Genomic DNA, 24,295 nt, shown 5'->3' on the forward strand with positions numbered 1-24,295 from the left:
GGGAGAAGAATTATGAAACAAGTTGATAAATACGCCAGAGGGTATTTTGCGGCGCCGGAAACAAGCTTAAACTGGACTCGGAAGGAATATATTACAGAGGCGCCGATATGGTGCAGTGTTGATCTTCGCGACGGGAATCAGGCATTAATTGTTCCAATGAATCTGGAGGAGAAGCTGGAATACTTTCAGATGCTCGTGGAGATCGGGTTCAAGGAAATTGAGGTGGGTTTCCCCGCGGCGTCGGAAACCGAGTTCACGTTCTTGCGCACCTTGATTGAGCAGAATCTCATCCCGGACGATGTGACGATTCAGGTCCTGACCCAAGCGAGAGAACATATCATTCGCAGAACGTTCGAATCGCTTAAAGGCGCCAAGAAAGCGGTTGTACATTTGTACAATTCGACTTCAGTCGCACAGCGGGAGCAGGTATTCCGTAAATCCAAGGAAGAAATTATTGAAATTGCTCTGGCCGGAGCCCACCTGTTGAAGCAATGTGCTGAGGAAACAGAAGGGAACTTCCAGTTCCAGTATTCACCGGAGAGCTTTACGGGGACAGAGATCGATTTTGCTCTGGATATATGCAATGGCGTACTTGATGTGTGGGAACCCCGTGCGGACAACCCGGTTATTATCAACCTTCCCGCAACAGTCTCCATGTCAATGCCGCATATTTATGCCAGTCAGATTGAATATATGAGTGAGAACCTGAAGTATCGGGAGCATGTAATTGTGTCCGTACATCCGCATAACGATCGAGGAACAGGAGTAGCCGATGCGGAGTTGGGCATACTTGCAGGTGCTCAACGGATCGAAGGCACGCTGTTCGGGAATGGTGAACGCACGGGGAATGTGGACATCGTGACGCTGGCCCTGAATATGTACTCGCATGGGGTAGATCCTAAGTTGAATTTTGAGAATATTCCTGCAATTATTGCGGTTTATGAACGACTGACGCGTATGAGAGTAGGAGAGCGGCATCCGTATGGGGGAGAGCTTGTATTCACCGCTTTCTCGGGCTCACATCAGGATGCGATTGCCAAGGGGATGCAGTGGCGCGAAGAGGAGAAACGGGAGCATTGGTCCGTCCCTTATCTGCTCATCGATCCTATGGATATCGGCAGAACGTACGAAGGGGATATTATCCGCATCAACAGTCAGTCCGGCAAAGGAGGGATTGGGTACGTGCTGCAGCACAAGTACGGGCTCGATCTGCCGCCGAAGATGCGCGAGAACTTTGGCTATCGAGTGAAGAACGTTTCGGACCTTCAGCAGAAGGAATTGTTGGCGGATGATATCTATGAGATTTTCACGAAGGAATATGTGAATATTGGCACGCCTGTGGAATTAATTAAATATCGGGATGCGGACCGTGAAGATGCTTCAACCATTGTGACTGTACGGATTAATGATGAAGTTCAAGAGATTACAGGGAATGGGAATGGGCGGCTTGATGCGATCAGCCGTGCATTACAAACCCATTTCGGGCTTGAGTACAGCGATTTGGTCTATAAGGAGCATGCTCTGGAAACCGGCTCGCAATCCCAAGCGATTTCGTATATCGGTATTACATCAGCGGACGGAACTGTATATTGGGGCTGTGGTATTGATGTAGATATTATGACTTCTTCTGTGAAGGCCCTGTTCAGTGCTGTTAATCAGATGATTTAAAATATAACTTTACGCGGAGGGTGCTATGAAGATCTCAACAGTACACAATAATGGAGTAAATGTTGCCATTGTTCATAGTGACGAAATCATTATATATGATGTGCAATCTGCATTAGACCTTATGGCAACAGTAAGATATGAGGTTGACAGCAATCACATTATTATTTCTAAGTTGTTGGTTAGTGAGGAGTTTTTTGACTTGAAGACAAGAATGGCTGGTGATATATTGCAAAAGTTTATAAATTACCAAACCAAACTTGCAGTCATTGGTGACTTCACGACCTATTCCAGCAAAAGTCTTCGAGACTTTATATATGAGAGCAACAGGGGCAGGGATATTTTCTTTTTGCCCGATGAGAATCAGGCTATTGAAAAGTTGTCAAGTGTTTGATGGACTTCCAATTAGCTATGGCAGACCTCTGCGCTTCTGTCGCACAAATAACGCAGCCTATAAGAGGCTGCGTTATTTGTGCGTGAACGCAGCTAAGAAAATCGCGTTTTGCCGCTACGTCATGTGGCATCGGGCTCAAACCCGTTCCAGATGATCGTCTGCTCTACAGGGAAGCGGGAGGTAGTCCGGGCAGGTTTAGCAGCCTTGCCAATGGCTACGAGTAGGACTGGAATATAACGCGGCGGGACATGGAACGCATTGATGAAGGCGTCAGCTTCGAACCCTACCAACGGGCCCGAGTCGAGGCCTTTCGCTTTCGTGGCGAGCATAAGTTGCATCGCTGCAAGCGATGCGTTACGAATCGCTTCGTCTCGTCGATAGGAGGATGTTTCATTTACCGCATAAGCCTCTTCGATATCAGACAACAGGACTTGGTGGGAATTATAGCCTGCATAAGTATCTTCAAGCCCGGCTCGGATGACAGACCCGTACACTAATTCGGCATTTCGGTTAGCTTCCAAGTCCCCGAGTATGGCGATGGTAACGGAAGCGTCGACGATTTGTTTTTGGCCTCTCGCGATAGGAAGCAGCTTTTCCTTGGCTTCCGCATCGGTAAAGGCGACGAACTTCCAATGTTGAAGATTCCATGATGAAGGAGCACCGCCAGCGATTTCCAGTAACTCCTTAATTTCTTGTTCACTGAGTTTGTAAGATGCATCAAAATGTCTTACGGAATGACGTTCACGGAATACCTTGAGAGCATCGTTTTGGATACTAGATGTTGTCATATTCAATCGTCTCCTTTGAATGTGAATTATTTACATCTTATGCCAAATTACGTCTTGAATCGATAGCATATTTTCAGAAGTGTATCGTAACAGTTGCACGACAATAATATAATGAACTATATAAAACGTGAGGAGGGGAGCAGAATGAAGAAGTATTTGGAAGTTCTCTCTGATCTAGAGCAAAAAATGAATCATGGACAATTTGTTTCGGGTCAAAAGCTACCTTCCGTAAGAAATGCGGCGAAGCATTACGGCTGTAGTGTCAGTACGATCACTCGGGCATACGCGGAATTGGAGAACAACCACTCTGTTTACTCCATTGCTCAAAGCGGCTATTATGTGGTGGAAAAGCAGCGGAACCGGCCAAACGTATCGGAGAGCAACCGGATAGATTTTGCCTCCACATCACCGGATCCGTCCGTGTTTCCGTATCTGGATTTCAAGCACAGCCTGGACAAAGCCTTAGACACTTACAAATTCGACCTTTTCACCTGCGGTGATTCGAAGGGAATGGAAACGCTTCGTCATACACTCATTTCTCATTTGGCCGGCGAGCAAGTGTTTGCTAAAGTAGATTGGATAACCATCACGTCGGGTGCCAACAGGGCGCTCGAAATATTGGCAAAAATGCCGTTTCCTAACGGAAATTCGGTCATATTGGTTGAACAGCCGAGTTATGATTTGTATTTACGTTTTCTTGAGGCAGAGGGTATTCCGGTATGTGGGATTAGCAGGTCGACAGCGGGTATCGATTTACGTGAATTAGAGGAGAAGTTCATACATGGCGGAATTAAGTTCTTCTATACCATGCCGAGGTACCATAACCCGCTTGGCACCTCATACAGCGCGGATGACAGGAGAATAATTGCCCGACTAGCGAGCAAATATAATGTTTACATTGTAGAGGACGATTATATGGCCGATTTAGGAGAAGAACGAGGCATGGATCCCATTTACTCTTATAACGCTACGTCTCACGTTGTTTACTTGAAAAGCTTCTCAAAAATTATTTTCCCGGGACTTAGGCTTGGTGTTGCCGTATTGCCGGAAAAGGTAATAGAGACGTTCTATGAATACCAGAGATATGCAGATACCTCGCAACTGTCACAAGCGGCTCTCGAAGTGTACATCCAAAACGGCATGTATGAGCGGCATAAACGTAAAATATCCAAACAATATGCTGCGCGAATTATCGTTTTAAATGAGGCGGTGAAGAAGCATAACGCCGCAGGTTTACTCCAAATATCAGAAGTTCAATCCGGTGTGTTCATACAGTTCAAGATGCCTCAGAAGGTGAATCTTGAGCGCCTAGTAGAGCGGCTTGCAGCAATGAATATCTTTGTCGTCTCGGGAAAGCAATTTTATTTATCAGGTTATATGGAACGGGAGAAGTTTATAAGGATCAGCATTTCACGGGCACAGCCGGAGCAAATCGAAGCAGGGGTGCGAATGATTATCGAAGAAGTAGGGCGGGAAGTAAAATCACCATTTTAATGATAGCCGCAACGTAGAAGCGGCTATGGTCCATGGCTGTGGATTCCTGATGTATGCTAATACGAGCAAGTTACTATATGATGAATAGAATAAACAACGTGGTCCTAATCAAACTTTAAGAGCGGTGGCTAGTTGAGATAGGTAATGGGTACCCCTAAATAAGAAGTAGCGCCGATCCTTGTCCCAGGGCGGCCTACTTCTTTTTTAGGTATGTGAGAAGATTCAAGAGCACCTACTGTTAAGGATGATTATACCATATCGGCTAGCAGCATCTATTACTAGTTGATTTATATTAGATTACAAAAAAAGCGGCCGATCAGGAAAATTCTGATCTACCGTTTTTCTATTTTCTCCTCGGCATCACGAAGTGTCTGACCTGAAGCATTTTTCAAATTATTGATCCACGTGTCTAGCTTCTGCCTGAGGATCGGATCCGTTTATAGCCTGAGTATCGTAACAATGGCGCGAGTATAATATAATGAATTGTATAGAACGTGAGGAGATACGCAGTATGAAAGTATTTTTGGAAGTTCTCTCTGGTATAATGCGTAGGGAAGCCGGCATAAAATTCTGATCGAGGTGACGGACATAATTAAGAAGCGTATACAAATTATGCTGATTATGATTTCAACTTTAGTTTACGGAATCTATCCTATGGAAGCCGTAAAGGCGCAAGAAGGATCTCCCCTTGAGATATCTGCTGAATCAGCAATTCTAATAGATCGGAAATCTGGAGCTGTTCTATTCGCAAAGAATGAAAATAAGCAAATGGCTCCCGCCAGTATCACGAAGATCGTCACAGCCATTATCGCTTTGGAAACAAGTCCGCTGAATGATATGGTGACTGTATCTAAGCGTGCGAGGGGCGAAGAAGGCACTAGGGTTTATCTTGAAGAAGGTGAACAACAAACGATGGAGAATTTAATTTATGCGTTAATGGTTAATTCAGGGAACGACGCCGGAACAGCCATTGCTGAACATATTTCCGGTAGCAATGAGGCTTTCTCCGAAACGATGAATGTATTTGTCAGAGAACAAATTCAAGTGACAAACAGTCAATTTATGAATCCTCATGGTTTACCTGATCAACAACACTTTATTACTGCTGCCGACATGGCTAAGATCGCTCAATACGCGATGAATAACCAGAAATTTCGTGAGATTGTGGCAACGAAGAAAAAAACCTGGAATGGATTGACTTGGAAATCCCAGTTGGTGAACCATAATAAGTTGTTGTCTAGTTATCAAGGAGCAACAGGGCTCAAGAATGGTTATACAAGCAAGTCGGGTCATACGTTAGTGGCTTCTGCTTTAAGAAACGATATGGAGCTGATCGGCGTTATATTAAATTCCAAAAACAGCAAATCTCTGTATAAGGAGATGACCGATTTACTGGATTACGGCTTTGAACAGTATTCTTCCGTGAAACTATTTGAGGATCAACAGAAACATGTACTAAACTTTGAAGGCAAACAAATTGAATTTATAGCGAATGCTGAAATAATAACCGTAATTCCCAATAATGAAACCCCAAATGTATTGGTGGATCATCTAGGTAATGTAAGTGTGAAGACTTCATTAGGCACCCTCCATGCGGGTTCATTGCTAATGATGTCTGAACAGCAAGAGCAAACTTTAGTTTCCGAAACAGATGTCAAGATGAATAAAACTTCAAATGATACGGTTTGGAGTCTACTTTTAACATGCGCATGGTTCTTGATGAACTTGTTTTTATTGACTATGGGATATCTTATGAGGAAGAAACGAAAAAAAGAAATCCGATATACAACAACTTACTGGAACTCCCATGATTACTAAGTCCAAATAAAACGCATTAGGCTAAACCATAAAAAAATAAAAGCGTCTGGTCAGGGAAAATCCTGTTCCAGCCGCTTTTTTGTGCAAATGAGGTCATACCGGGGTTTATTGTGGAATCGTCTCCTCGGCATCACGAAGTGCCTGACCTGAAGCATTTTTTAAATTGTTAATCCAGGTGTCTAGCTTGCGCTTGAGAACCGGGTCGGCGGTAGTTAAAGCATTATAGGAATTATTGAGCTGATAAGGATCTGCCTTCAGGTCATATAGCTCATGTTCTCCCGTATCATAAGAGACATAGTTCAATGGACCATATGTTTTGACAGCGGTAGTGATGACCGGTTTGACCCTCAGTCCGAGGTACACAGGTGCACCGCCTTTAGCAATTGCTTGGACGTCGTTAGGATCCTGTGGCTCCAATAAACCGTTTGAAGTATTACTATTCAGCGTACTCGGACCGGCATGTTCATTTAACAGCGCAAGTCGCCACACTGAAGGTGTATTACCCTTTAGGAACGGTACCAGAGATCTGCCATCCACAAAGTTTGGCGGAGTAATTCCGGCCAGGGCGGCAAAGGTTGTTGCAAGATCTATGTGTGCTGTAAAGTTATTGACTACCTGACCTGCAGGTACGCCTGGGCCGCGTATAATGAGGGGAACGTTAAGGTCCTCTTCAAAGGCTGTATTTTTACCTGAATCCAGGCGGTGCTGTCCTTGGTGAAAGCCGTTGTCAGAAGTAAAGACAATGTAAGTATTATCAATAATACCTTGAGCCGTCAGAGTGTCGATTACATTACGAACAAGGTCTGTTACTGCTAGAAGAGATTCCCTGCGCTTAACATAGAAATCGTCAATATTCTGGATCTGGTTGGCAGTCAGGAGCGGCTTGTTCTTGACCCATTCCGGTTTATCACTTACATCAGCCTCGTTAAATGACGGTGTACGCGGAGCCTTTTCGCCTGCGTATTTACCGGCATGACGTGATGGAGGTGTTGCGGGTCCATGAGGTAAATAAGGAGCGACCCAGGTGAAAAAAGGTTTGTTCGGATAATTGGTGGTCGAGTTCTTTATGAAGGTCGTAAGTTTTTTCGAGATTACGTCGGTGCCATAATCGGCATCCGTATTGCCATAGGTGACAATGTTACCGTTATCGTTAACACTGTAATTGTATTGAGCATACGGGGTCCCGCCGATCGGGCTAAACCAACGAGTCCAGCCTGGGGGGATATAGGTATTAGAAGGTGCACCGTTGGGGTAGCCATTCAGGTACTTGCCGAAAAATGCCGTTCTGTATCCTGCATCCTGGAGCCAGGTACCGATTGTGGAGTTCTCCAAACCTTTGCTATACACCGTCTGGAAGCCTCCGCCGCTGGCAGCGTCATTCGTATAAATTCCCGTGTTGTGAGCGTACTGTCCTCTCAGGGTTGAAGTCCGAGATGGGCAGCAGAGGGAAAGCTCAACGAAATGTTTGTCGAACTTGGTTCCCTTCTGGGTCAGGAGCGATTGAAGGCCGGCATCTTTAGCAAAAACATCCTCGTTGAGATCATCGGTTAGAATAAAGACGATGTTAGGTTGGGTCGGTGCAGCCAATGCCTTCTTCGTCGTAAGGTTATCACCGGAGTAGATGAGGCCGGAGAGCAGGGCAAGCACCAATATCAGCGTTATGATCCATCTTCGGGAATAGAAATTAAAATTTAATATGTTCATCAACACAACCTCGCTTTCGTATTATCAAAAATAAAAATCCATTACCTCATTCTTCTCAACCATCAGTGGTCAAGAAAAAAGAGGCCAAGGAAATTTCCCTTAACCTCCAGTGATCTGGTCAGCTCATCGCTACTTAAAAGTTGGATAAAGCAAGTTATCAGGATTTAAAGATGTTATACTTCTGCAAATCACCACCTAATCCTATGTAATTACTATGATTTAAATTCAGTTACATATTATTACAGTATTGAATCAGTGTCAATAAAAGGTTTGAAATTCGTTTATTTCCAATGTCACAAATCAGAGCCTTACATCGTTATATGTGTAAAACGGATAGGAGCTGATGAAATATGAACGATTTGACCTGCATCATCATCGGAGGCGGCCACACAGGGCTTGGAGCGCTCAAAAAAATACAGGAAACGACCCGGAACATGGCGAAGGAACGGCGGATTCGGATTGTTCTAATCGACAAGCAGCCCGGCCATGTGCGCAAAGTGATGTTGTTTCGGCCGGCGGCGAGTGGGGAAGAGATTGTGGTTCCCTGGTCGCATTATGGTTCAGAAGGAGTCGAATTTGTGCAAGGAACGGTTACGTCTGTGGAAAGCGGGGAGAAACGAATTCGATATACGGATGCTCAAGGAAAGGATACTCAAATTCGTTATGACCTTCTAGTCGTAGCGGTCGGCAGCATCGTTCGTCGACCGGACCCCAATCAAGGCGGTATCTCTTTGACCGACCCGCAAGCCGCGGCAGACATCCGTGAGCAGTGGCGTGGCAATTTGCGGAAGGCTGCCAGCGAGACAAATCCCGAAGAACGTAAGCGACTGATGACCATCGCTGTTGCAGGAGCGGGGATCAGCGGCATGGAGGCTTCCGCCGAACTGGTGTTTGCCATGAGGGAAGAAGCGTTGGCGCTGGGGCTGAGCCCTTCCGCCGTATCGGTTTATTTGTTGAATGCGCAAAAGCGGCTGTTTCCGGAAGGGCCGGAGAAGATTGGACGGAAGTTGGATCAGACACTTGGCCAATGTGGCGTGACAGTACTTCACAATTGCAAGGCGATAAGGGAGAAATCAGGCGTGGTGACGTTGAATAATGGGAAACGATTGGACGCCAGCTTATGTATTTGGACGATTGGATTGATGCCAAACCCGGCCCTTCGCGGTATGGGGTTGCCGCTTACTCCTGAAGGTCAAGTTAAGGTGGATGAATGTTATCGCGTTCAAGGGGCGCCGGGCGTGTATAGCATTGGCGACTGTACGAGGATCGTCGATCCGCGTACCGGTAAAGTGGATCAAATGACGTGCAAAGAAGGTGGGATGCAGGCGCTTCGTCTGGGGAAAATTGTGTTGGCTGATCTGGAGGGCCGTCCCGCGCCGGTTCACAAATCGATGATGGATGTATTTTGCATCGGCCTGGGGCAAGATCGCGGTTTAGTTTGGGCACGCAAATGGGGACTTGATGTCATTATAACGGGAAAGCTTGCCTGGAAAGCCAAGAAGCTGGCGTGGGATAGCGCTAGTACGCTCTGATAGGAAACAAGGTGAAGGGCGAGGAATGTATGACCATGCCTGCTGAAACCGCCTACTAATAGGGCGGTTTATTTTTTGCGATCTATTCCGAATTTGAAAAATGTTACTAATTTATTGATAGATATATAGATTTCACTAAAAGGTAGGCTACCGATTTGGCGGTCTTTTATTGTCATCCGACAAAAAGCACGTGTCGGATGAAAACAATCTAGTCTCATAACTAATCGCATATAATGCGGTTTTTTTTACCAACCGCATTCAATACGGTTTTTTTGCTTTATAGAACTAGATTGTCTTCTTTGGGAATCCATTATATGGATCAGGAATTGGCTACTTCACGGAATACAACAAATGTGGTCAGTTGAATAGCTTTCATCGAATTGTCCTCCCTGCAAGATCAGATTGATTACCTGTATTCTTATACTTATTATTGCCGGAATCTACGCGTGGACGAAGCATGCCTCCAACAAGTCGAAGAGCTTGTTTGCGTGTAATGAATCTCGATAACTGTGCCCTGATATAATTCTGCACACCCGGAACGACGTAAGTTCTCCCTTCCTTCAACGCACGAAGTGCAACCTCTACAACTCTTTCCGGCGCATCTTTCTTTCCAACAGAGGCTTCTTCCGTTCCTACAACATTAAAGAAGCTGGTGTCCGTCGAACCTGGACAAAGTGCGAAAAATTGGATACCTCTGGAGCGGTTTTCCCACCATAACGCTTGAGTAAACGACAGGACGAAAGCTTTTGTAGCCCCATATACAGCCATATAGGGAAGCGGTTGAAATCCGGCGGTTGAAGCAACATTGATAACTGCACCTGAGTTTTTACGCAACATATCCGGTAAGAACAAGTGCGTCATATCTACAACAGCGGCGACATTGAGCATAACCTCTTCATGTTGACGCTCACCTGACACTTGTTCAAAAAAGCCATGTGTAGCAAAGCCTGCATTATTGACCAACAGTTCGATATCCACTTTAAAACATTGACATTGCTGATATAACTCGCTGGGCGCGCCTTCTTTTGAGAGATCCATACAAATAACCTTAGCTTTGATGCCATACATCTTTGTGAGCACTGATGCCAGGTTCTCAAGCTTGCCCTCCGATCGGGCCACGAGCACCAAATGGCTGCCTTGTTTGGCCAGTTGTCTCGCGAATTGCTCTCCAATACCGGAAGAAGCTCCCGTAACGAGTGCCCATTTTCCTCGAAATGACATTGTGTCACTCTCCTTTTAGATACTTCGTTATGATAGTATAGAATAATCGTTACCCTACATTCCAAATTAGTTCTCAATTGACTGGAAATTAAGAGTTATCCGTCATTTGGTAACACTGTTTCTTATCAGTTTCATTGTAACCACATATTTTAGAAAGTCAATACGTTTTGGAACATCCATGTCTCATTGACAACTATCTAATCACTGTATAAAATTCTTTGTAAGCAAACCAGAAACATTGTTTCTTTACGAAAACATGATAAACGTAGGTGATGATTATGAGCAACCAGGATAACTCCGTTAATACGAATACACGAGTGTTGAAAACCTATCAAGAGGCTCGCTTACAAAATATCGAAAATCTCCGCAAGCTCGTTGTTGATGCTGCAGCCACGCTCTTGCAAGAAGAGGGACCGGAAGCCGTTACGGTGCGTAAAGTTGCGCAGAAAATGGATTGCTCGACAAAAATCATTTATAGCTTATTTGTTAATAAAGAAGGTTTGGCTCAGCAGTTGTATCTGGAAGGTTGTAAGCTTCTCGCTAACGAATTTGAGGGGACGCCGCAAGTTGCTGATCCGGTGCAGCATTTGCTGAATTTAGGGGAAACCTTTTGGCAATTTGGGCAGCATTACTCCAGCTATTATAAGCTGATGTTCGGAGGAGCCTTCGCAGATTTCAAACCGGACGAAGAAAGTTTGCAGGGCACTGTAACAGCCATGCGGCAATTATTGACCTTGATTGGCAATGCACAAGAGCAAGGACGGATTCCCGGACAGTACGACACGGAATCTATTGTACGAGTAATCTGGGCGTCGCTCCACGGCGTTATTCATCTCTATATGGGTGGACACTTGGGAGATGTACAATTGGCTCATGACGTATACAGGAAGACTCTGTCCACGATAGTCAGTTCGTTATTCCCAGATCACACCGCCTAGAGGAAAGAGGATTGTGTTCAGTGACAACAAAGTCCCCATTAGAGAAAGTTTGATTTGTAGGCTTTTTTTAGTTTTACAGCATTACTGGAGCAAGCGCTATAATGGGTATAGAGGGGGAGAAATGGTTATGAAGAGTAAGCTCGGGCTTGGAGGTCATTCCTTCTATTCGTCCCTAGCGAATGAACCTGTTCCAAGCGAGCAGGAGCAGCTCAACATTGTTCAAGCTTGCTTGGATTCAGGTGTGGACTGGTTCGACACGACCTATGCACCGGAGAGGATCGCCCTTGGCCGCTGTCTGCAGAAGCTTGGCCGCCGTGAGGAAGCTCGAGTGGCGGTATGGAACTTCTTCACGGATTCAACTGGTCAGAGTGAGACTCCTGCCTTCGTCAGGCTGGAGGAGCATCACCTAGCTGTTATGCTGGAAGAGCTGAAGACGGACTATGTGGATCTGCTTGTTGTACATGCACATGGCGATCGAGAAGGACTTAAGAGAGAACTAGCTCTAGCTGAATCATGGCTTCGCCGTGGTCAGATTAAGGGCATTGGTATTGGTATGTGTCGTGAGGAGCATCTGAAGGAGTTGTCACCTGATTCTCATGTGACAACTGTATTTGCGCCATGCAATTACTTTCATCAAGAATCACTTTCTCTATTCGAAGAAGCTAAGCGTAGAGGCATTGGAACTTTCGCCTTATCTCCATTCCAGCGGGGCTGGAAGCTGGAGCAGAACGGTTCTGAACCAGCTAAGACATCTGAGCTGCTGCTTCGATGGCTCACGAGCCAGCCTCATGTGGATCAAGTTATTGTGTCCATGCGTCGTACAGAGTGGATCGATACCAATCGAAGAGCCGAGCAGCAAGGGCCTCTAACAGAGGAACAATTAGCCGTTTTGCAAGGCTGGCAATGATGAAGCAGACAGTCGAACTTCAGATTGGCTGTCTTTATTTATGGTGGGATGTCGAGTGACAACAATATGGTCTCATAACTAACCGCATATACTGCGGTTTTTTTGTTTTAAGTATTCTAATTGTTGTCAAAAAAAATGACAACAATTAAGTCCCTTTTCCGAAAAGCACTGGTGAGCACTATTTATTAAACCTTGTGGTCAAAATGTATGTGCTTGGATATGAACCGTATCAACTATGAGCAACTTACGAGATAAATTTAATACGCTGTTTTCGTAAATATTGTTGCTTTCAAAGATATAATGACATTGATCGAGTCAGACAGCGCTATATGAAGCTTACCAAGCCAGAATCGGTTGATATGCTTATTCGGATGGAACAATACATCTCAGTGCAAAATCAGCATTGGCTGAATAGCGAATTCGAAATGCATATGAACTAATAAACTAATGGCCGGTCATTTAGCGGTAGCCTAGGACGTTGTTTTCCAATCCATGGTTGTCGCTTTTTAGTTGTCATCATTCCAGACAGGATACCGAATATTGACAAACATCATTTGTTACACTTAACAGTACATGTAACAGTTAAGTGTAATTATAAAGATGGAGAGGTGAATATAGTGAATGTCTACACTGCTAAGCAAATAGCTGATGTATTGCAAAATGATGATTCACAAATAAACTTAAGAACCGTCAGGTACTACACACAAATTGGGATTATTCCCCCTCTTGAATTGGTTGGAAACAAAAGAATGTATACGGATATTCACCTGCACCATTTTCGCGCCATCCTCGCCTTATCAAAGAGCGGTGAAACTTTGGCTTCCGCGCAAGAAAAGTTAAAGTGTTTATCGATGGAGGACATTATCAAGATCGGTGAGAATCTGCGTATTTACCAAATCAATCAACTACTCCAGAACGAGACACATGTAGTAAACGAAGACGTAATCATTTCCATGAGCCCGCGAATACCACAAGAGTTAAGGGCGAAAATGATTGAGACCGTTGCGCATTTACTGAAAGGGGAGGGAGTAAATGATTAAAGTCCTGTTAGCCAAATCAGCGATTGAAAATGAAGAGGGCATGAATCACATGTGGATTCAATTAGCATCTGCTAGAGTTGTTAAACATGCTCGTTTACAGCTCTTACTTCCAACAGGAATTTATCGACTTCGTAACCTTAATGGATACTATGAAGAACAGACGGGAGAAATATTAATCGTTAACCCCGAAATGGAAAACGATGTTGTTATTGAAATCTTCACTAGAGAGCCCATACCTTCTGGTGAGAAAACCATTTCGGTCGCTCTTTGTTACAACGATGAAAATGGAAGGTTCACTCGAATCGAGCATTTTATTCCTTTGGATGTAGTTCCCGAAGAAAAAATGGATAAAGTCGTTATTGACGATGTTGTCGTTAATAAAATAAAGGAACTACAGCAGCATAACGAAAATTCAGCCGAAAATGAGTTCATGGATTATTCCCAAACGAAGATAATTAGGATTGACTCTAGCCAAATTTCAAAATGGGAAAAGAAATATCGGATTGAAGGGATAATTCAGTAGGAGGTGGGCATTTACGACGCTATTAAGTATGTTAAACCAGATGTCAGCACATTGTGCATCGGGATGGCAGCTTCAATGGGAGCTTTTCTCTTATCAAGCGGTGCTAAAGGAAAAAGCTACTGCTTATCAAATAGTGAAGTTATGGTGCATCAGCCACTAGGCGGCGCACAAGGGCAAGCATCAGATATTGAAATTAGCGCCAAAAGAATCCTGAATCTACGTTCGGAAATTAAATGAACTTTTAGCAACACAAACGGGACAACCGATTGAAAAAATAGAAAGAGATACAGACCGTGATTACTTCATGTCTGCCCAAGAAGCTTTAGACTACGGCATTATTGATGCCCGTACTTTACTAAAGAATAATTTTCGGTTAGATGGTAAACAGCTGTCGAATGACAACAATATGGTCCCATATCCAACCGCATATAATGCGGTTTTTTTGTTTTAAGGGATCAAATTGTTGTCAAATAAAATTGACAACAATTTGATCCCTTTTCCGATTTGTGACAACAACATGATTCCTTTTCCGAATAGCACTGTGAGCACTATTTAAACCTTGTGGTCAAAATGTACTATTTACTATGGATATGAACCGTACTAAAGATGATAAATCAAGCATTAAGCTAACGGGCAGGAGTGCGCAATGACAACAGGTTGCCGAGAACGTCGGCAGCCTGTTAAAAGTTCAGCTAAGACAAGGATAGCGGCGAAGACTCCATTGTAATAAAATTGATCTAGCCTAGTTATGATCCAACCATACAAAAAGGGTGATGCACACATTGTTTATATAAATCAAGATTTATCGACAGGAGCTGGTAGGCGTGAATGTAATATCAAAAATAGAGCCTTATCTACCACCATTGAGGCTTTACTGCCGTTCACTTGCCGGCACCGATTGGGACACAGAGGATTTGGTTCAAGATGTAATAGCGAAGGTGCTGTATGCAATTATGCACTCGCCTGAGCGGCCGATTAGCCGGTCATATCTGTTTCGGATTGCAAAGAACGCGTGGATCGATCATTACCGGCAGAACGGAAGCGGCGCGGTGATTCGACATTCGACGAGGACAATTATTTGAATGTCCCAATTATCATGAACGAGTGGTTGGCGCGTGAATTGCTGGAGCAATTAGCCGAATCGTTGAATCCCAGACAAATGGTACTTGTCATTCTAATTGATGCATTCAAATTCAGCACAGCGGAGTCAGGGAAGCTACTAACGATGACCGAAGGCGCAGTGAAGGAAGGGCTGAAACGGGCTCGCCGGCGCTTGCACACAGTCGCCGGAGGGGATGGCTCGGACATTGTAGATTTTCGTAAACACGGTAGGCCGACTGGTGGGGAAATGACCTCTGCGTTGTTCGAGACCTTCATAGCTGGTTTTCGAAAAGGTGACGCCAACATGATTTGTCAGGCCTACTTAAATCTGGCCGTCCAAGGCGTAACGATCGAGAATTTATCTATATGCAAAGGTAGATATTCATTCACCTTGAGAGATCCGAACGGTCATTTAATCGGTTTTTTTCAAAATATTTAGCACTACCCGTTCCTTTTCTAATTTTTTATACGTTTATTACTAGTGAAAAACGAATTGAAGGAGGGATACAGTATGTCTGTTAAAGTGAAAAATTATGCGGTAGTCCAATTGCCGGTCCGCGATCTGGAAGCATCCGTGAAATGGTACAAGGAGGTACTTGGCATTCCGTTCACATTTAAATACACTCCAGGCGATAAGGAGGCCTGGCTCAATGTCGGAGGAGTTGGCCTCGGACTAATCCACTGCCAGGAGGTACCAAAGTTGGATTTTGCCAATAGCCAGGGTCAGTTGCAACCAATTATCTCTTTACAGGTGGAGAACATCCACGAAGCGTACGAAGAACTAAAGAGTAAAGGGATGGAAGTAGGAGAGATGGTGTATAAGCCACAAGGCGGTTACAGCTTTACCTTCCGCGATCCGGACGGGCATTTTGGAAACCTCTGGGGCGGTTGGCCAAAGGAAAATTAATAAAGCTTGTTTCTATCGCCCAGGAAGGCGGGACTCCTTATGGATACCCTTCTCGGCTGCGTATAGCAGCAATATATACTTTACGAGGCTGCCGCGGAGAAGAACGGCAGCCTCGTTACACTAACGGGCAGGATAGTTAAATGATTTCGCGAATAGCTTAAGTCATGAGAATTTACGAAGTTCGCAAAAAAGACGTTATAGGAAATCAACGCAAGATCGAATAAAAGTATCTTATTCAATATAGGGGGATTATAGAATGAATCCAATACTAATAGATTTTCCAGACCAATTTACAACCGAAAGGTTGTTGATTAGAACACCTCTACCTGGTGATGGCAAGGTAGTGTACGAAAGTATAATCTCATCAATCAATGAGCTCAAGGAGTGGTTTCATTTTTTTGCGCAGAACGAACATTCTGAACAGTCAATCGAAGCAAATTTACGGGAATCACATGTAAAGTTTATTAAGAGAGAAGATCTTCGGCTGCTGATATTTGATAAAGAAACTAAACAATTTATTGGTTTATCAGGATTAAATAAGCCAGATTGGGAGATACGTAAATTTGAAATCGGATACTGGATTGATACACGTATGAGAGGAAATGGGTATATGACTGAAGCAGTTCAAGGAATAACCAATTTTGCTTTTACAGAGTTGAAGGCTAGAAGAGTAGAAATTCGTTGTGATACTTTAAATTATAAGAGTAAGGCGATTCCAGAACGATTAGGCTTTCAATTAGAAGGAACATTAAGAGGTAATGATTTATCAACAGATAAGAGTCAGATAAGAGATACTCATATATACGCTCTAGTTAAATAAATGGTGTTAGTAGCTCGAGAAGGCGTTGACATCCTATAACACAGTTTTCACGCATCGGGCCATTCGGCCCTCGGTCCAGCAGGAGTTAGATGAGTACTCGAAGAAGTAATTGGCATAAGCAGGTAAGTATATTCAGCTGGACACATCCAACTCCCTAACCGCGTCGCGGCCGCCCTTCGGGCTTAAGGGAGTTGGAAGTTGTGAACACAACAACGTTAGGTGAAATCATCGAAAGTCATTTTAAATATAGAATGGTGATGAGACAATGGAAGTTAGTCTTTTTGAAGAAGGTCTTCTTGATTATGTTTGTCCAATTTGCAAATTGATTGTAATCATGAGGGTCATAAAGCTGTATGCCCGAAATGTGGAAGGAATAGCCATAATACTATATTTGACTTATACCCGCCATTAGGTGCGATTGATTTATTATATTCCTTGTATGAATTGTTGGACCTAGCTAAAGTTAAACAGAAAGTAATCATAGGCAATATTAATTCCCGTCTACTAGACGAAATTAAAAGTGAATATGATTATAGTAAAATCAATCAAATTCTAATTGATAGCGGAAAAGATATACTGAGATCCTAAAATTTTTTAATGTTAACTAAAAGTTAAAAAACAATAATCAAAATGCAAGAAAAGGATTCCCTTATAATAACAGGGGATTTTAATTTATGTTGAAAAGGGACTATATTGTTGTCATTTATGGGACCATATTGTTGTCATCCGACATTAAACACGACAAAACAACGGAGCAATATCAATAATTTTATAACGTCCGATAATATATATTATGTAAACTAAACTCGAGAAACGTATTCCTGGACTAGTTCTAGCAAATGTTGTCCAAGCATATCTTTGTAAAAAAACATTTGGAGGTTTACTTTATGTCTGTTGAGATTAGCGTCACTTTAATCGCCCTTGCATTTACGGCACTTGTAGTATATTTGATTCTGACATTGAAAAAAGCTATGAATGTATTAGATGAAACCAATTCAGCGTTGTCAGATGTTCGTAAAGCCGTTAACGGAATTACTTCTGAAAGCAAACAATTAATACATACGGCCAATGAAATCACAATTGATGTTAAGGACAAAATTAAAGCTGTTGATCCCTTAATTGAAACTGCGCATGATGTCGGTGAAGCTTTGCATAGTGTGACGAATACAGTTAGACAAGCCGCTGAATTCATTACACCAGGTCAACCGGCCACACCACAACTGCAAAGCACCACAACGGGTAGCAAAATTAACTTTAAGGTAAACCGATAGCTTCTTTATCGGTTTACCTTTTTTGCCCTACATATGTACAAAATACGGTTTTTGTGAACATGACTTCTTCACAGTCGCCTTACTTTTACATTGTAGCAACCTTGTATCTCCCCGCTTTAGAGTAACTAAACTACACAACCATCCGATTCGCTTCCTCTAGAATGGCTTAACGACCATAAGCATCAATATGACAATCATTAGCAGTTGTGTTGCCGTCTCGATGGGTAAGATCTTTTTTGTCAGCAGTTCGAATTCGGCGGGTATCTCATTACCCCGGTCTTCACTCTCAGATATGATCTTTATAATCTTTGTCATACGCGGCTCTATCCAACCGTCAATTAAGACTACCAAGAGCAGCGATAAAAGAATGGATACATTCAGCCACATTTGGGACATCCCTGTCTTCGTTATAATCATCAGCCAAACCCCGGTTAAAATAAGCATGGCTCCGCCTATTTTAGGTATTATGGCAAGTTTAGTCGTTATATCAAAGGCAAAGTGCAACTGGCCGAGTGTTCTAGCGGATCTTCGAATAATGGGTATCACGAAAGCCGGGCCAATTATGGCGATCGAGGACAATAGATGCAATACGAGCAGTATTTCAAACAAACTCGCTAACCCCCTTCTCCTCAGCTCACTGTAACTTTACTTTGATAAGCTAGACCGACCCTTTTACTTCTAAATGTTCCTCCGAGTTCAAGATGGTCCAACATACATTTGACGACATCGTCATAAGTAACATTCAGCTCTTGAAATCGGCTGAACAAGTGACCGGCTATCTCTGCCTCGGAATATTCCTTGATCGTTTCCGAGATCTGAATGGGCAAGGTATCCGTTGTAACATGTAAATAATCTTGATCTGTGTGCTCTCTCGAATCAATCATGGTTCCCGGACACATCATAGACCAATCGAGCCCAGTCTGTTTTATCCTTTCGAAATTCAGGTTGTGGTTTCTATACTCAGGCGGGAAGCCGGGTAAATTGTTGCCGATGAGATCAGTATATGGAATATCTAGCAGGCCGGCTCCTCCCATAATCCATACTCGCCCAGAGAAACTGGGTTGGCTTTCACATTGACTTATAATATGATCTACGATACGAACAAACTCTTCTCCCTGGCCCGCATGGCCGGCTGCAATAATAGCGGCGTCTTGATGCGCAAGCGCCTCACAGATGCTTTCCTGATTCATCAGATCGTCCACGATCACCTTCATATGCTTTGGGGAATGCTCACTTAATTGTTCATAAAGCTTCTCAGAATTACGCACAAATGCAGTCATTTCATGTCCCAACTTTATCCCTTGTATCAACACTCTTTTCCCTGTATTCCCTGTCGCGCCAAAAACAACAATTTTCAATGTTCTTTCCTCCTCTTTGCTGGATCCTCATTTGTTCAACTCAAGCTTAACATCGCTTCAGTAGTATGTTAAGAACCCACTTTTAAGTAGGGTACTTACTTAAAAGTAAGCATGACAGGAAAATGTAGGCGAATAAAAGCTGCCCGGGATCCCGTGGCAGCTCTTGTAATGAGGTAATTTAGTTTAGTGTACTAGTTGATGCGAATCGGCTTAATTATGAAGCTGACTCTTCATGTTTCCGCTTATTATGATTTTCTCCCCAAGCACACATGACTTCTGCTACAGGAATCAAAGTTCTGCCGTAGTCACTAAGAGAATATTCTACTTTTGGAGGTACTGAGGGATATACCGTTCTATCAACTACGCCTTCTCGTTCCAAATCCCGGAGATGTTGCGAAAGCATTTTTTGTGAAACATCAGGTATGAGCTTTTCCAGATCGTTGAATCTCTTTGTGGAATCAAGTATATGCCATAAAATCATTGGCTTCCATTTGCCACCTAATACATGAATGAGTGTCTCAACTGGACATTCACGCTGATGAATCATCGATCAATCATCTCCTTACTTTTAAATTAGTGCATAACTAAAGAGGTTCATCCACGAGAATGTATAACAGAATATTATCAAATATATCAAAATACTACTAAATATATTCCACAAATGATACTATAGTTGACATGTTAGACTTTTTACGTAACCGGGGGCATTTATGTTGAAAAGAAATGGGGTCCTTACTCTTGCGGCTGTACTTACGGTTGTTTCATTGTATGTGTCGACACAACTGGCTCAATCAACACATCCAAAAACTGAGTTAATTGTGTCTGCTGCAGCGAGCCTTAAAGGCAGTCTCGATCAGATCGAGAAACTTTATGAGAAGAAACATAAGGATATTAATTTAACATTTAACTACGGGTCCTCCGGCACTTTGCAGAAACAAATTGAACAAGGCGCACCGGTCGATCTTTTTTTCTCAGCGGGCCGCAAACAAATGGATGCACTCGTGAAAGGTAACTTAGTTAAGCAAAGCACAAACATCTTGAACAACGAACTTGTAATGATTATCCCTTCTGATTCTAAACACACATTAACAACCGTTAAACAATTGACCAATAAAGACATCGAAAAAGTAGCAATAGGTCAACCGGAATCTGTACCTGCCGGTCAATATGCGAAAGAAGCATTAACTGTGCGTAAGGTCTGGGATCCACTTAAGGATAAACTCATATATGCTAAAGATGTGCGTCAGGTGCTAACTTATGTTGAAACAGGAAATGCAGATGCGGGATTTGTCTATAAAACGGATGCTCTGGCTTCGAAGAAAGTGAAGATGGCTATCCATATCCTTTCCAGCGTTCACGCGCCTATCTCTTACCCTGCTGGCGTATTGAAGGAATCCAAACACATGACCGAGGCAACCACTTTCTATAACTATCTACAATCCAATGAAGCTGATGCTGTTTTTAAAAAGTACGGATTCAAACTACGTTAATCACTTTAAGTCAGGATTGATCTCTATTGGACTGGAAAGCAGTTTTTGAACCCATTTCACTCTCTATACAAATCTCAATCACAGCCAGTTTGATCGTCTTTATTTGTTCAATAACTGTAGCCTATAAGATGGCGCGAGCACGGTTCATTGGCAAAAGTATTGTTGAAACCATTCTGCTATTGCCGCTTGTATTGCCTCCAACGGTTGTCGGATTGGTATTGCTTGTCCTGCTTGGACGACGGAGTTGGATTGGCAAAGCCTATGAAGCCATCTTCAATGGGCCGCTTCTGTTCACGTGGGGAGCTGCAGCGGTTGCCGCCGTGATTGTCGCCTTTCCACTTGCTTATCGAACGATGAAAGCCGGTTTTGAAAGTGTCGATGACGACCTCGAAGATTCTGCCAGGTCCATTGGAGCCAACGAATGGCAAGTGTTTCGATTCATTTCCGTTCCATTGGCCAAACGCTCTCTCACATCAGCATACATTCTTGGTTTTTGCCGGGGATTAGGTGAATTCGGAGCAACACTCATGGTTGCCGGAAACATTCCAGGTAAGACGCAAACCATCCCTACAGCCATCTATGTTGCCGCAGAAGGCGGAAATATGTCTATGGCCTGGACCTGGGCAGGAATTATGATCTTATTATCGTTCGTCATGTTGTTACTCTCCAACCGGATTACGAAAGAATCCTAAGCTGCAACAATCTAGCAGGAATCCGATGATAGCAAAAAAATCCCAACTTCTCACTTATCATGAGAGATTGGGATTTTAATTATATTCACTATTGGATAGCTTCCAGGTGTTCCCCTAGACGATCCCATGTCTCGGTGATGCCTTGCAGCATTCCCATGTCCATTACCTGTTTTAAGCCCTCCGTTGTGGCATATTCAGACGTACTAATGACTTTAGTTTCGCCTTCGATTTCGATGAACGTCAATGTGCAAATTGTAGCTGGCATGGACTCAGAAACAGTGCCTTCCGCATCAGAGAAATAATCAGTATATACAATCTTCTCCGGCGCCTGGATTTCGCTATATACTCCCTTGCCCCATGATTCCATTCCGTAATATTCACCCATACTTCTGTCCTCACATTTCATGCAATAATGCCATACGCCGCCCACACGGAAGTCCAAGTTACAAACCGGCAAAGACCAGCCTCTTGGTCCCCACCATTGCTTCAGATGCTCTTCCTGCGTGAAAGCCTTAAAAACCAGTTCACGAGGTGCCTTGAATATACGCTCTAGCGTAAGGGTTTTGTCTTCTACCTTAGAAATAATTTGATTCGTCATATTACAATTCCTCCTCAGATATAAGTACTTCTTTCAGGTTTGTTGAACACTTCTACTAAAAGGTAATTTGACAGGACTGCTTCTCTTGCTGAAAACAATATACCATATAAGGAATATTCCTGTAAAGACATATTTACTATATCTTTATGTTCATGAATTTTAGGATAATCGTTAAGTGTATCCGAACCTGAAAACACAAAAGAACCTGATCTGTCTTAAAGACAAATCAGGCTCTTCCTGTTGCTTGGCAACGTCCTACTCTTCCAGGACCCTGCGGTCCAAGTACCATCGGCGCTGAAGGGCTTAACGGTCGTGTTCGAGATGGGTACGCGTGGTTCCCCTTCGCCATTGTTACCAAACTGTTGAAGGTTTGATCCTTCAAAACTGAATATGAATGAATGTAAACTACGCGTTAACCTGTTAATTCAGGTCATTGGATAAGCCCTCGACCGATTAGTATTCGTCAGCTCCATGCATTGCTGCACTTCCACCCCGAACCTATCAACCTCGTCGTCTTCAAGGGGTCTTACTGATTGGGAAATCTCATCTTGAGGGGGGCTTCGCGCTTAGATGCTTTCAGCGCTTATCCCGTCCGTACATAGCTACCCAGCGATGCCTCTGGCGAGACAACTGGTACACCAGCGGTACGTCCATCCCGGTCCTCTCGTACTAAGGACAGCTCCTCTCAAATTTCCTGCGCCCACGACAGATAGGGACCGAACTGTCTCACGACGTTCTGAACCCAGCTCGCGTACCGCTTTAATGGGCGAACAGCCCAACCCTTGGGACCTACTTCAGCCCCAGGATGCGATGAGCCGACATCGAGGTGCCAAACCTCCCCGTCGATGTGGACTCTTGGGGGAGATAAGCCTGTTATCCCCAGGGTAGCTTTTATCCGTTGAGCGATGGCCCTTCCATGCGGTACCACCGGATCACTAAGCCCGACTTTCGTCCCTGCTCGACCTGTATGTCTCGCAGTCAAGCTCCCTTATGCCTTTGCACTCTTCGAATGATTTCCAACCATTCTGAGGGAACCTTGGGGCGCCTCCGTTACTCTTTAGGAGGCGACCGCCCCAGTCAAACTGCCCACCTGACACTGTCCCTCACCCGGTTTCACGGGCGCAGGTTAGAACTCCGATACGATCAGGGTGGTATCCCAACGGCGCCTCCGGCGAAGCTTGCGCTCCCCCTTCTCAGGCTCCCACCTATCCTGTACAGATCGTACCAAAGTCCAATATCAAGCTGCAGTAAAGCTCCATGGGGTCTTTCCGTCTTGTCGCGGGTAACCTGCATCTTCACAGGTATTAAAATTTCACCGGATCTCTCGTTGAGACAGCGCCCAAGTCGTTACGCCATTCGTGCGGGTCAGAATTTACCTGACAAGGAATTTCGCTACCTTAGGACCGTTATAGTTACGGCCGCCGTTTACTGGGGCTTCGGTTCACAGCTTCGGATTGCTCCTAACCGCTCCCCTTAACCTTCCAGCACCGGGCAGGCGTCAGCCCGTATACTTCGCCTTACGGCTTCGCACAGACCTGTGTTTTTGCTAAACAGTCGCTTGGGCCTTTTCACTGCGGCCCCCTCGGGCTATTCACCCTACCGAGGCACCCCTTCTCCCGAAGTTACGGGGTCATTTTGCCGAGTTCCTTAACGAGAGTTCTTCCGCGCGCCTTAGAATACTCTTCTCGCCTACCTGTGTCGGTTTGCGGTACGGGCACCATCACCTGGCTAGAGGCTTTTCTCGGCAGCCAGAGTACATGTTCTTCGCTACTTATATTTCGCTCCCCATCACAGCCCAGCCTTAACGATGTGCGGATTTACCTACACATCAGCCTCACTGCTTGGACGGACACTTCCATCAGTCCGCAACGTTCCCCTTCTGCGTCACCCCATTGCTCATAACGGCTTACGGTGGTACAGGAATATCAACCTGTTGTCCTTCGACTACGCCTTTCGGCCTCGCCTTAGGTCCCGACTAACCCTGAGCGGACGAGCCTTCCTCAGGAATCCTTAGGCTTTCGGCGGACAAGATTC

General features: G+C 44.2%; 23 protein-coding genes, 2 rRNA genes and 1 pseudogene (1 of these 26 only partly in view). 17 read left to right on the forward strand and 9 right to left on the reverse strand.

What is annotated here, in order from left to right:
• Positions 1-12 precede the first annotated feature (12 nt).
• Both SY83_RS17180 and SY83_RS17185 read left to right on the forward strand, forming a co-directional pair.
• Complete coding sequence (locus tag SY83_RS17180) at positions 13-1,668, forward strand: 2-isopropylmalate synthase (protein ID WP_068608730.1); 1,656 nt, start codon at positions 13-15, stop codon at positions 1,666-1,668.
• A gap of 25 nt (positions 1,669-1,693) precedes the next feature.
• Positions 1,694-2,059, forward strand: coding sequence for a DUF4180 domain-containing protein (locus SY83_RS17185; protein WP_068608732.1), 366 nt, complete (start codon positions 1,694-1,696; stop codon positions 2,057-2,059).
• A 119-nt stretch (positions 2,060-2,178) separates the two neighbouring features.
• Here the strand turns inward: SY83_RS17185 and SY83_RS17190 are convergent, their stop codons facing one another.
• Positions 2,179-2,847: a nitroreductase family protein gene (locus tag SY83_RS17190; protein ID WP_068608734.1), complete on the reverse strand. Its 669-nt coding sequence runs from the start codon at positions 2,845-2,847 to the stop codon at positions 2,179-2,181.
• A gap of 144 nt (positions 2,848-2,991) precedes the next feature.
• Between SY83_RS17190 and SY83_RS17195 the strand changes: the two genes are divergently transcribed.
• A complete protein-coding gene (locus SY83_RS17195; protein WP_068608736.1) occupies positions 2,992-4,341 on the forward strand; it encodes an aminotransferase-like domain-containing protein in 1,350 nt (449 codons plus the stop codon).
• A 612-nt stretch (positions 4,342-4,953) separates the two neighbouring features.
• The gene (locus tag SY83_RS17200) at positions 4,954-6,159 is read left to right on the forward strand and encodes a D-alanyl-D-alanine carboxypeptidase family protein (RefSeq protein WP_068608738.1); all 1,206 of its coding nucleotides are present in this window, start codon (positions 4,954-4,956) and stop codon (positions 6,157-6,159) included.
• Between the two features lie 105 nt (positions 6,160-6,264).
• Here the strand turns inward: SY83_RS17200 and SY83_RS17205 are convergent, their stop codons facing one another.
• On the reverse strand, positions 6,265-7,863 hold the full coding sequence (locus tag SY83_RS17205) for a sulfatase family protein (protein WP_068608740.1): 1,599 nt from the start codon (positions 7,861-7,863) through the stop codon (positions 6,265-6,267).
• 350 nt (positions 7,864-8,213) lie between these two features.
• On the opposite strand from SY83_RS17205, the gene SY83_RS17210 reads away from it, so the two are divergent.
• Positions 8,214-9,395, forward strand: coding sequence for an NAD(P)/FAD-dependent oxidoreductase (locus tag SY83_RS17210; protein ID WP_068608742.1), 1,182 nt, complete (start codon positions 8,214-8,216; stop codon positions 9,393-9,395).
• Between the two features lie 372 nt (positions 9,396-9,767).
• Here the strand turns inward: SY83_RS17210 and SY83_RS17215 are convergent, their stop codons facing one another.
• The gene (locus SY83_RS17215; protein ID WP_068608744.1) at positions 9,768-10,616 is read right to left on the reverse strand and encodes an SDR family NAD(P)-dependent oxidoreductase; all 849 of its coding nucleotides are present in this window, start codon (positions 10,614-10,616) and stop codon (positions 9,768-9,770) included.
• Between the two features lie 278 nt (positions 10,617-10,894).
• Between SY83_RS17215 and SY83_RS17220 the strand changes: the two genes are divergently transcribed.
• The 10 genes and pseudogenes from SY83_RS17220 (at position 10,895) to SY83_RS17255 (ending at position 18,123) form a co-directional block, all read left to right on the forward strand.
• Positions 10,895-11,554, forward strand: coding sequence for a TetR/AcrR family transcriptional regulator (locus tag SY83_RS17220; RefSeq protein WP_068608746.1), 660 nt, complete (start codon positions 10,895-10,897; stop codon positions 11,552-11,554).
• Positions 11,555-11,681: 127 nt separating this feature from the next.
• On the forward strand, positions 11,682-12,461 hold the full coding sequence (locus SY83_RS17225; RefSeq protein ID WP_068608748.1) for an aldo/keto reductase: 780 nt from the start codon (positions 11,682-11,684) through the stop codon (positions 12,459-12,461).
• A 617-nt stretch (positions 12,462-13,078) separates the two neighbouring features.
• Positions 13,079-13,501 (forward strand): MerR family transcriptional regulator, encoded by a 423-nt coding sequence (locus SY83_RS17230; protein ID WP_068608750.1) that lies wholly within the window; start codon positions 13,079-13,081, stop codon positions 13,499-13,501.
• Entirely contained in the window at positions 13,494-14,024 is a 531-nt protein-coding gene (locus SY83_RS17235) for a hypothetical protein (protein ID WP_068608752.1), read from the forward strand. Before SY83_RS17230 ends, SY83_RS17235 begins: the two co-directional genes overlap by 8 nt.
• Before the next feature lie 30 nt (positions 14,025-14,054).
• A pseudogene (locus tag SY83_RS22840) lies at positions 14,055-14,367 on the forward strand (ATP-dependent Clp protease proteolytic subunit); the annotation flags it as partial.
• A 481-nt stretch (positions 14,368-14,848) separates the two neighbouring features.
• Positions 14,849-15,106 carry an RNA polymerase sigma factor gene (locus SY83_RS22845; protein ID WP_197479885.1) on the forward strand — a complete coding sequence of 86 codons (258 nt, stop codon included), beginning with the start codon at positions 14,849-14,851 and terminating at the stop codon, positions 15,104-15,106.
• Between the two features lie 14 nt (positions 15,107-15,120).
• Complete coding sequence (locus tag SY83_RS22850) at positions 15,121-15,564, forward strand: sigma factor-like helix-turn-helix DNA-binding protein (protein ID WP_197479886.1); 444 nt, start codon at positions 15,121-15,123, stop codon at positions 15,562-15,564.
• A 72-nt stretch (positions 15,565-15,636) separates the two neighbouring features.
• Complete coding sequence (locus tag SY83_RS17245) at positions 15,637-16,032, forward strand: VOC family protein (RefSeq protein ID WP_068608754.1); 396 nt, start codon at positions 15,637-15,639, stop codon at positions 16,030-16,032.
• 256 nt (positions 16,033-16,288) lie between these two features.
• Complete coding sequence (locus SY83_RS17250; protein WP_068608756.1) at positions 16,289-16,852, forward strand: GNAT family N-acetyltransferase; 564 nt, start codon at positions 16,289-16,291, stop codon at positions 16,850-16,852.
• An 887-nt stretch (positions 16,853-17,739) separates the two neighbouring features.
• Complete coding sequence (locus tag SY83_RS17255; protein WP_068608758.1) at positions 17,740-18,123, forward strand: DUF948 domain-containing protein; 384 nt, start codon at positions 17,740-17,742, stop codon at positions 18,121-18,123.
• A 156-nt stretch (positions 18,124-18,279) separates the two neighbouring features.
• Here the strand turns inward: SY83_RS17255 and SY83_RS17260 are convergent, their stop codons facing one another.
• The 3 genes from SY83_RS17260 to SY83_RS17270 all read right to left on the reverse strand — a co-directional run bounded on the left by SY83_RS17260 (position 18,280) and on the right by SY83_RS17270 (position 20,028).
• Entirely contained in the window at positions 18,280-18,669 is a 390-nt protein-coding gene (locus SY83_RS17260; RefSeq protein ID WP_407944634.1) for a DUF2269 family protein, read from the reverse strand.
• Between the two features lie 83 nt (positions 18,670-18,752).
• Positions 18,753-19,481, reverse strand: coding sequence for an NAD(P)-dependent oxidoreductase (locus SY83_RS17265; protein WP_068608761.1), 729 nt, complete (start codon positions 19,479-19,481; stop codon positions 18,753-18,755).
• A gap of 214 nt (positions 19,482-19,695) precedes the next feature.
• A complete protein-coding gene (locus tag SY83_RS17270) occupies positions 19,696-20,028 on the reverse strand; it encodes a winged helix-turn-helix transcriptional regulator (RefSeq protein WP_068608763.1) in 333 nt (110 codons plus the stop codon).
• A gap of 163 nt (positions 20,029-20,191) precedes the next feature.
• Between SY83_RS17270 and modA the strand changes: the two genes are divergently transcribed.
• Both modA and modB read left to right on the forward strand, forming a co-directional pair.
• Positions 20,192-20,971, forward strand: coding sequence for a molybdate ABC transporter substrate-binding protein (modA, locus tag SY83_RS17275; RefSeq protein ID WP_068608765.1), 780 nt, complete (start codon positions 20,192-20,194; stop codon positions 20,969-20,971).
• Positions 20,972-20,997: 26 nt separating this feature from the next.
• Positions 20,998-21,663 carry a molybdate ABC transporter permease subunit gene (modB, locus tag SY83_RS17280; protein WP_068608767.1) on the forward strand — a complete coding sequence of 222 codons (666 nt, stop codon included), beginning with the start codon at positions 20,998-21,000 and terminating at the stop codon, positions 21,661-21,663.
• A gap of 88 nt (positions 21,664-21,751) precedes the next feature.
• On the opposite strand, the gene SY83_RS17285 is transcribed toward modB, so the two are convergent.
• The 3 genes from SY83_RS17285 to SY83_RS17295 all read right to left on the reverse strand — a co-directional run.
• Entirely contained in the window at positions 21,752-22,261 is a 510-nt protein-coding gene (locus tag SY83_RS17285) for an SRPBCC domain-containing protein (RefSeq protein ID WP_068608769.1), read from the reverse strand.
• Positions 22,262-22,503: 242 nt separating this feature from the next.
• Positions 22,504-22,620, reverse strand: a 5S ribosomal RNA gene (gene rrf, locus SY83_RS17290).
• A gap of 74 nt (positions 22,621-22,694) precedes the next feature.
• Positions 22,695-24,295 (reverse strand): 23S ribosomal RNA (locus tag SY83_RS17295) (it continues 1,329 nt past the right edge of the window).

The organism is Paenibacillus swuensis, assembly GCF_001644605.1.
GTDB classification, from domain to species: Bacteria; Bacillota; Bacilli; order Paenibacillales; family DY6; genus Paenibacillus_N; species Paenibacillus_N swuensis.

Excerpts from the sequence above, each read along its gene's own strand:
- SY83_RS17255 (WP_068608758.1), top strand. The coding sequence starts at position 17,740 with ATGTCTGTTGAGATTAGCGTCACTTTAATCGCCCTTGCATTTACGGCA.
- SY83_RS17200 (WP_068608738.1), top strand. The coding sequence starts at position 4,954 with ATGCTGATTATGATTTCAACTTTAGTTTACGGAATCTATCCTATGGAA.
- SY83_RS17245 (WP_068608754.1), top strand. The coding sequence starts at position 15,637 with ATGTCTGTTAAAGTGAAAAATTATGCGGTAGTCCAATTGCCGGTCCGC.
- SY83_RS17220 (WP_068608746.1), top strand. The coding sequence starts at position 10,895 with ATGAGCAACCAGGATAACTCCGTTAATACGAATACACGAGTGTTGAAA.
- SY83_RS17210 (WP_068608742.1), top strand. The coding sequence starts at position 8,214 with ATGAACGATTTGACCTGCATCATCATCGGAGGCGGCCACACAGGGCTT.
- SY83_RS17205 (WP_068608740.1), bottom strand. The coding sequence starts at position 7,863 with ATGAACATATTAAATTTTAATTTCTATTCCCGAAGATGGATCATAACG.
- modA (WP_068608765.1), top strand. The coding sequence starts at position 20,192 with ATGTTGAAAAGAAATGGGGTCCTTACTCTTGCGGCTGTACTTACGGTT.
- SY83_RS17180 (WP_068608730.1), top strand. The coding sequence starts at position 13 with ATGAAACAAGTTGATAAATACGCCAGAGGGTATTTTGCGGCGCCGGAA.
- SY83_RS17285 (WP_068608769.1), bottom strand. The coding sequence starts at position 22,261 with ATGACGAATCAAATTATTTCTAAGGTAGAAGACAAAACCCTTACGCTA.
- SY83_RS17185 (WP_068608732.1), top strand. The coding sequence starts at position 1,694 with ATGAAGATCTCAACAGTACACAATAATGGAGTAAATGTTGCCATTGTT.
- SY83_RS22850 (WP_197479886.1), top strand. The coding sequence starts at position 15,121 with ATGAACGAGTGGTTGGCGCGTGAATTGCTGGAGCAATTAGCCGAATCG.
- SY83_RS17195 (WP_068608736.1), top strand. The coding sequence starts at position 2,992 with ATGAAGAAGTATTTGGAAGTTCTCTCTGATCTAGAGCAAAAAATGAAT.
- SY83_RS17250 (WP_068608756.1), top strand. The coding sequence starts at position 16,289 with ATGAATCCAATACTAATAGATTTTCCAGACCAATTTACAACCGAAAGG.
- SY83_RS17215 (WP_068608744.1), bottom strand. The coding sequence starts at position 10,616 with ATGTCATTTCGAGGAAAATGGGCACTCGTTACGGGAGCTTCTTCCGGT.
- SY83_RS17235 (WP_068608752.1), top strand. The coding sequence starts at position 13,494 with ATGATTAAAGTCCTGTTAGCCAAATCAGCGATTGAAAATGAAGAGGGC.
- SY83_RS17270 (WP_068608763.1), bottom strand. The coding sequence starts at position 20,028 with ATGATTCATCAGCGTGAATGTCCAGTTGAGACACTCATTCATGTATTA.
- SY83_RS17225 (WP_068608748.1), top strand. The coding sequence starts at position 11,682 with ATGAAGAGTAAGCTCGGGCTTGGAGGTCATTCCTTCTATTCGTCCCTA.
- SY83_RS17190 (WP_068608734.1), bottom strand. The coding sequence starts at position 2,847 with ATGACAACATCTAGTATCCAAAACGATGCTCTCAAGGTATTCCGTGAA.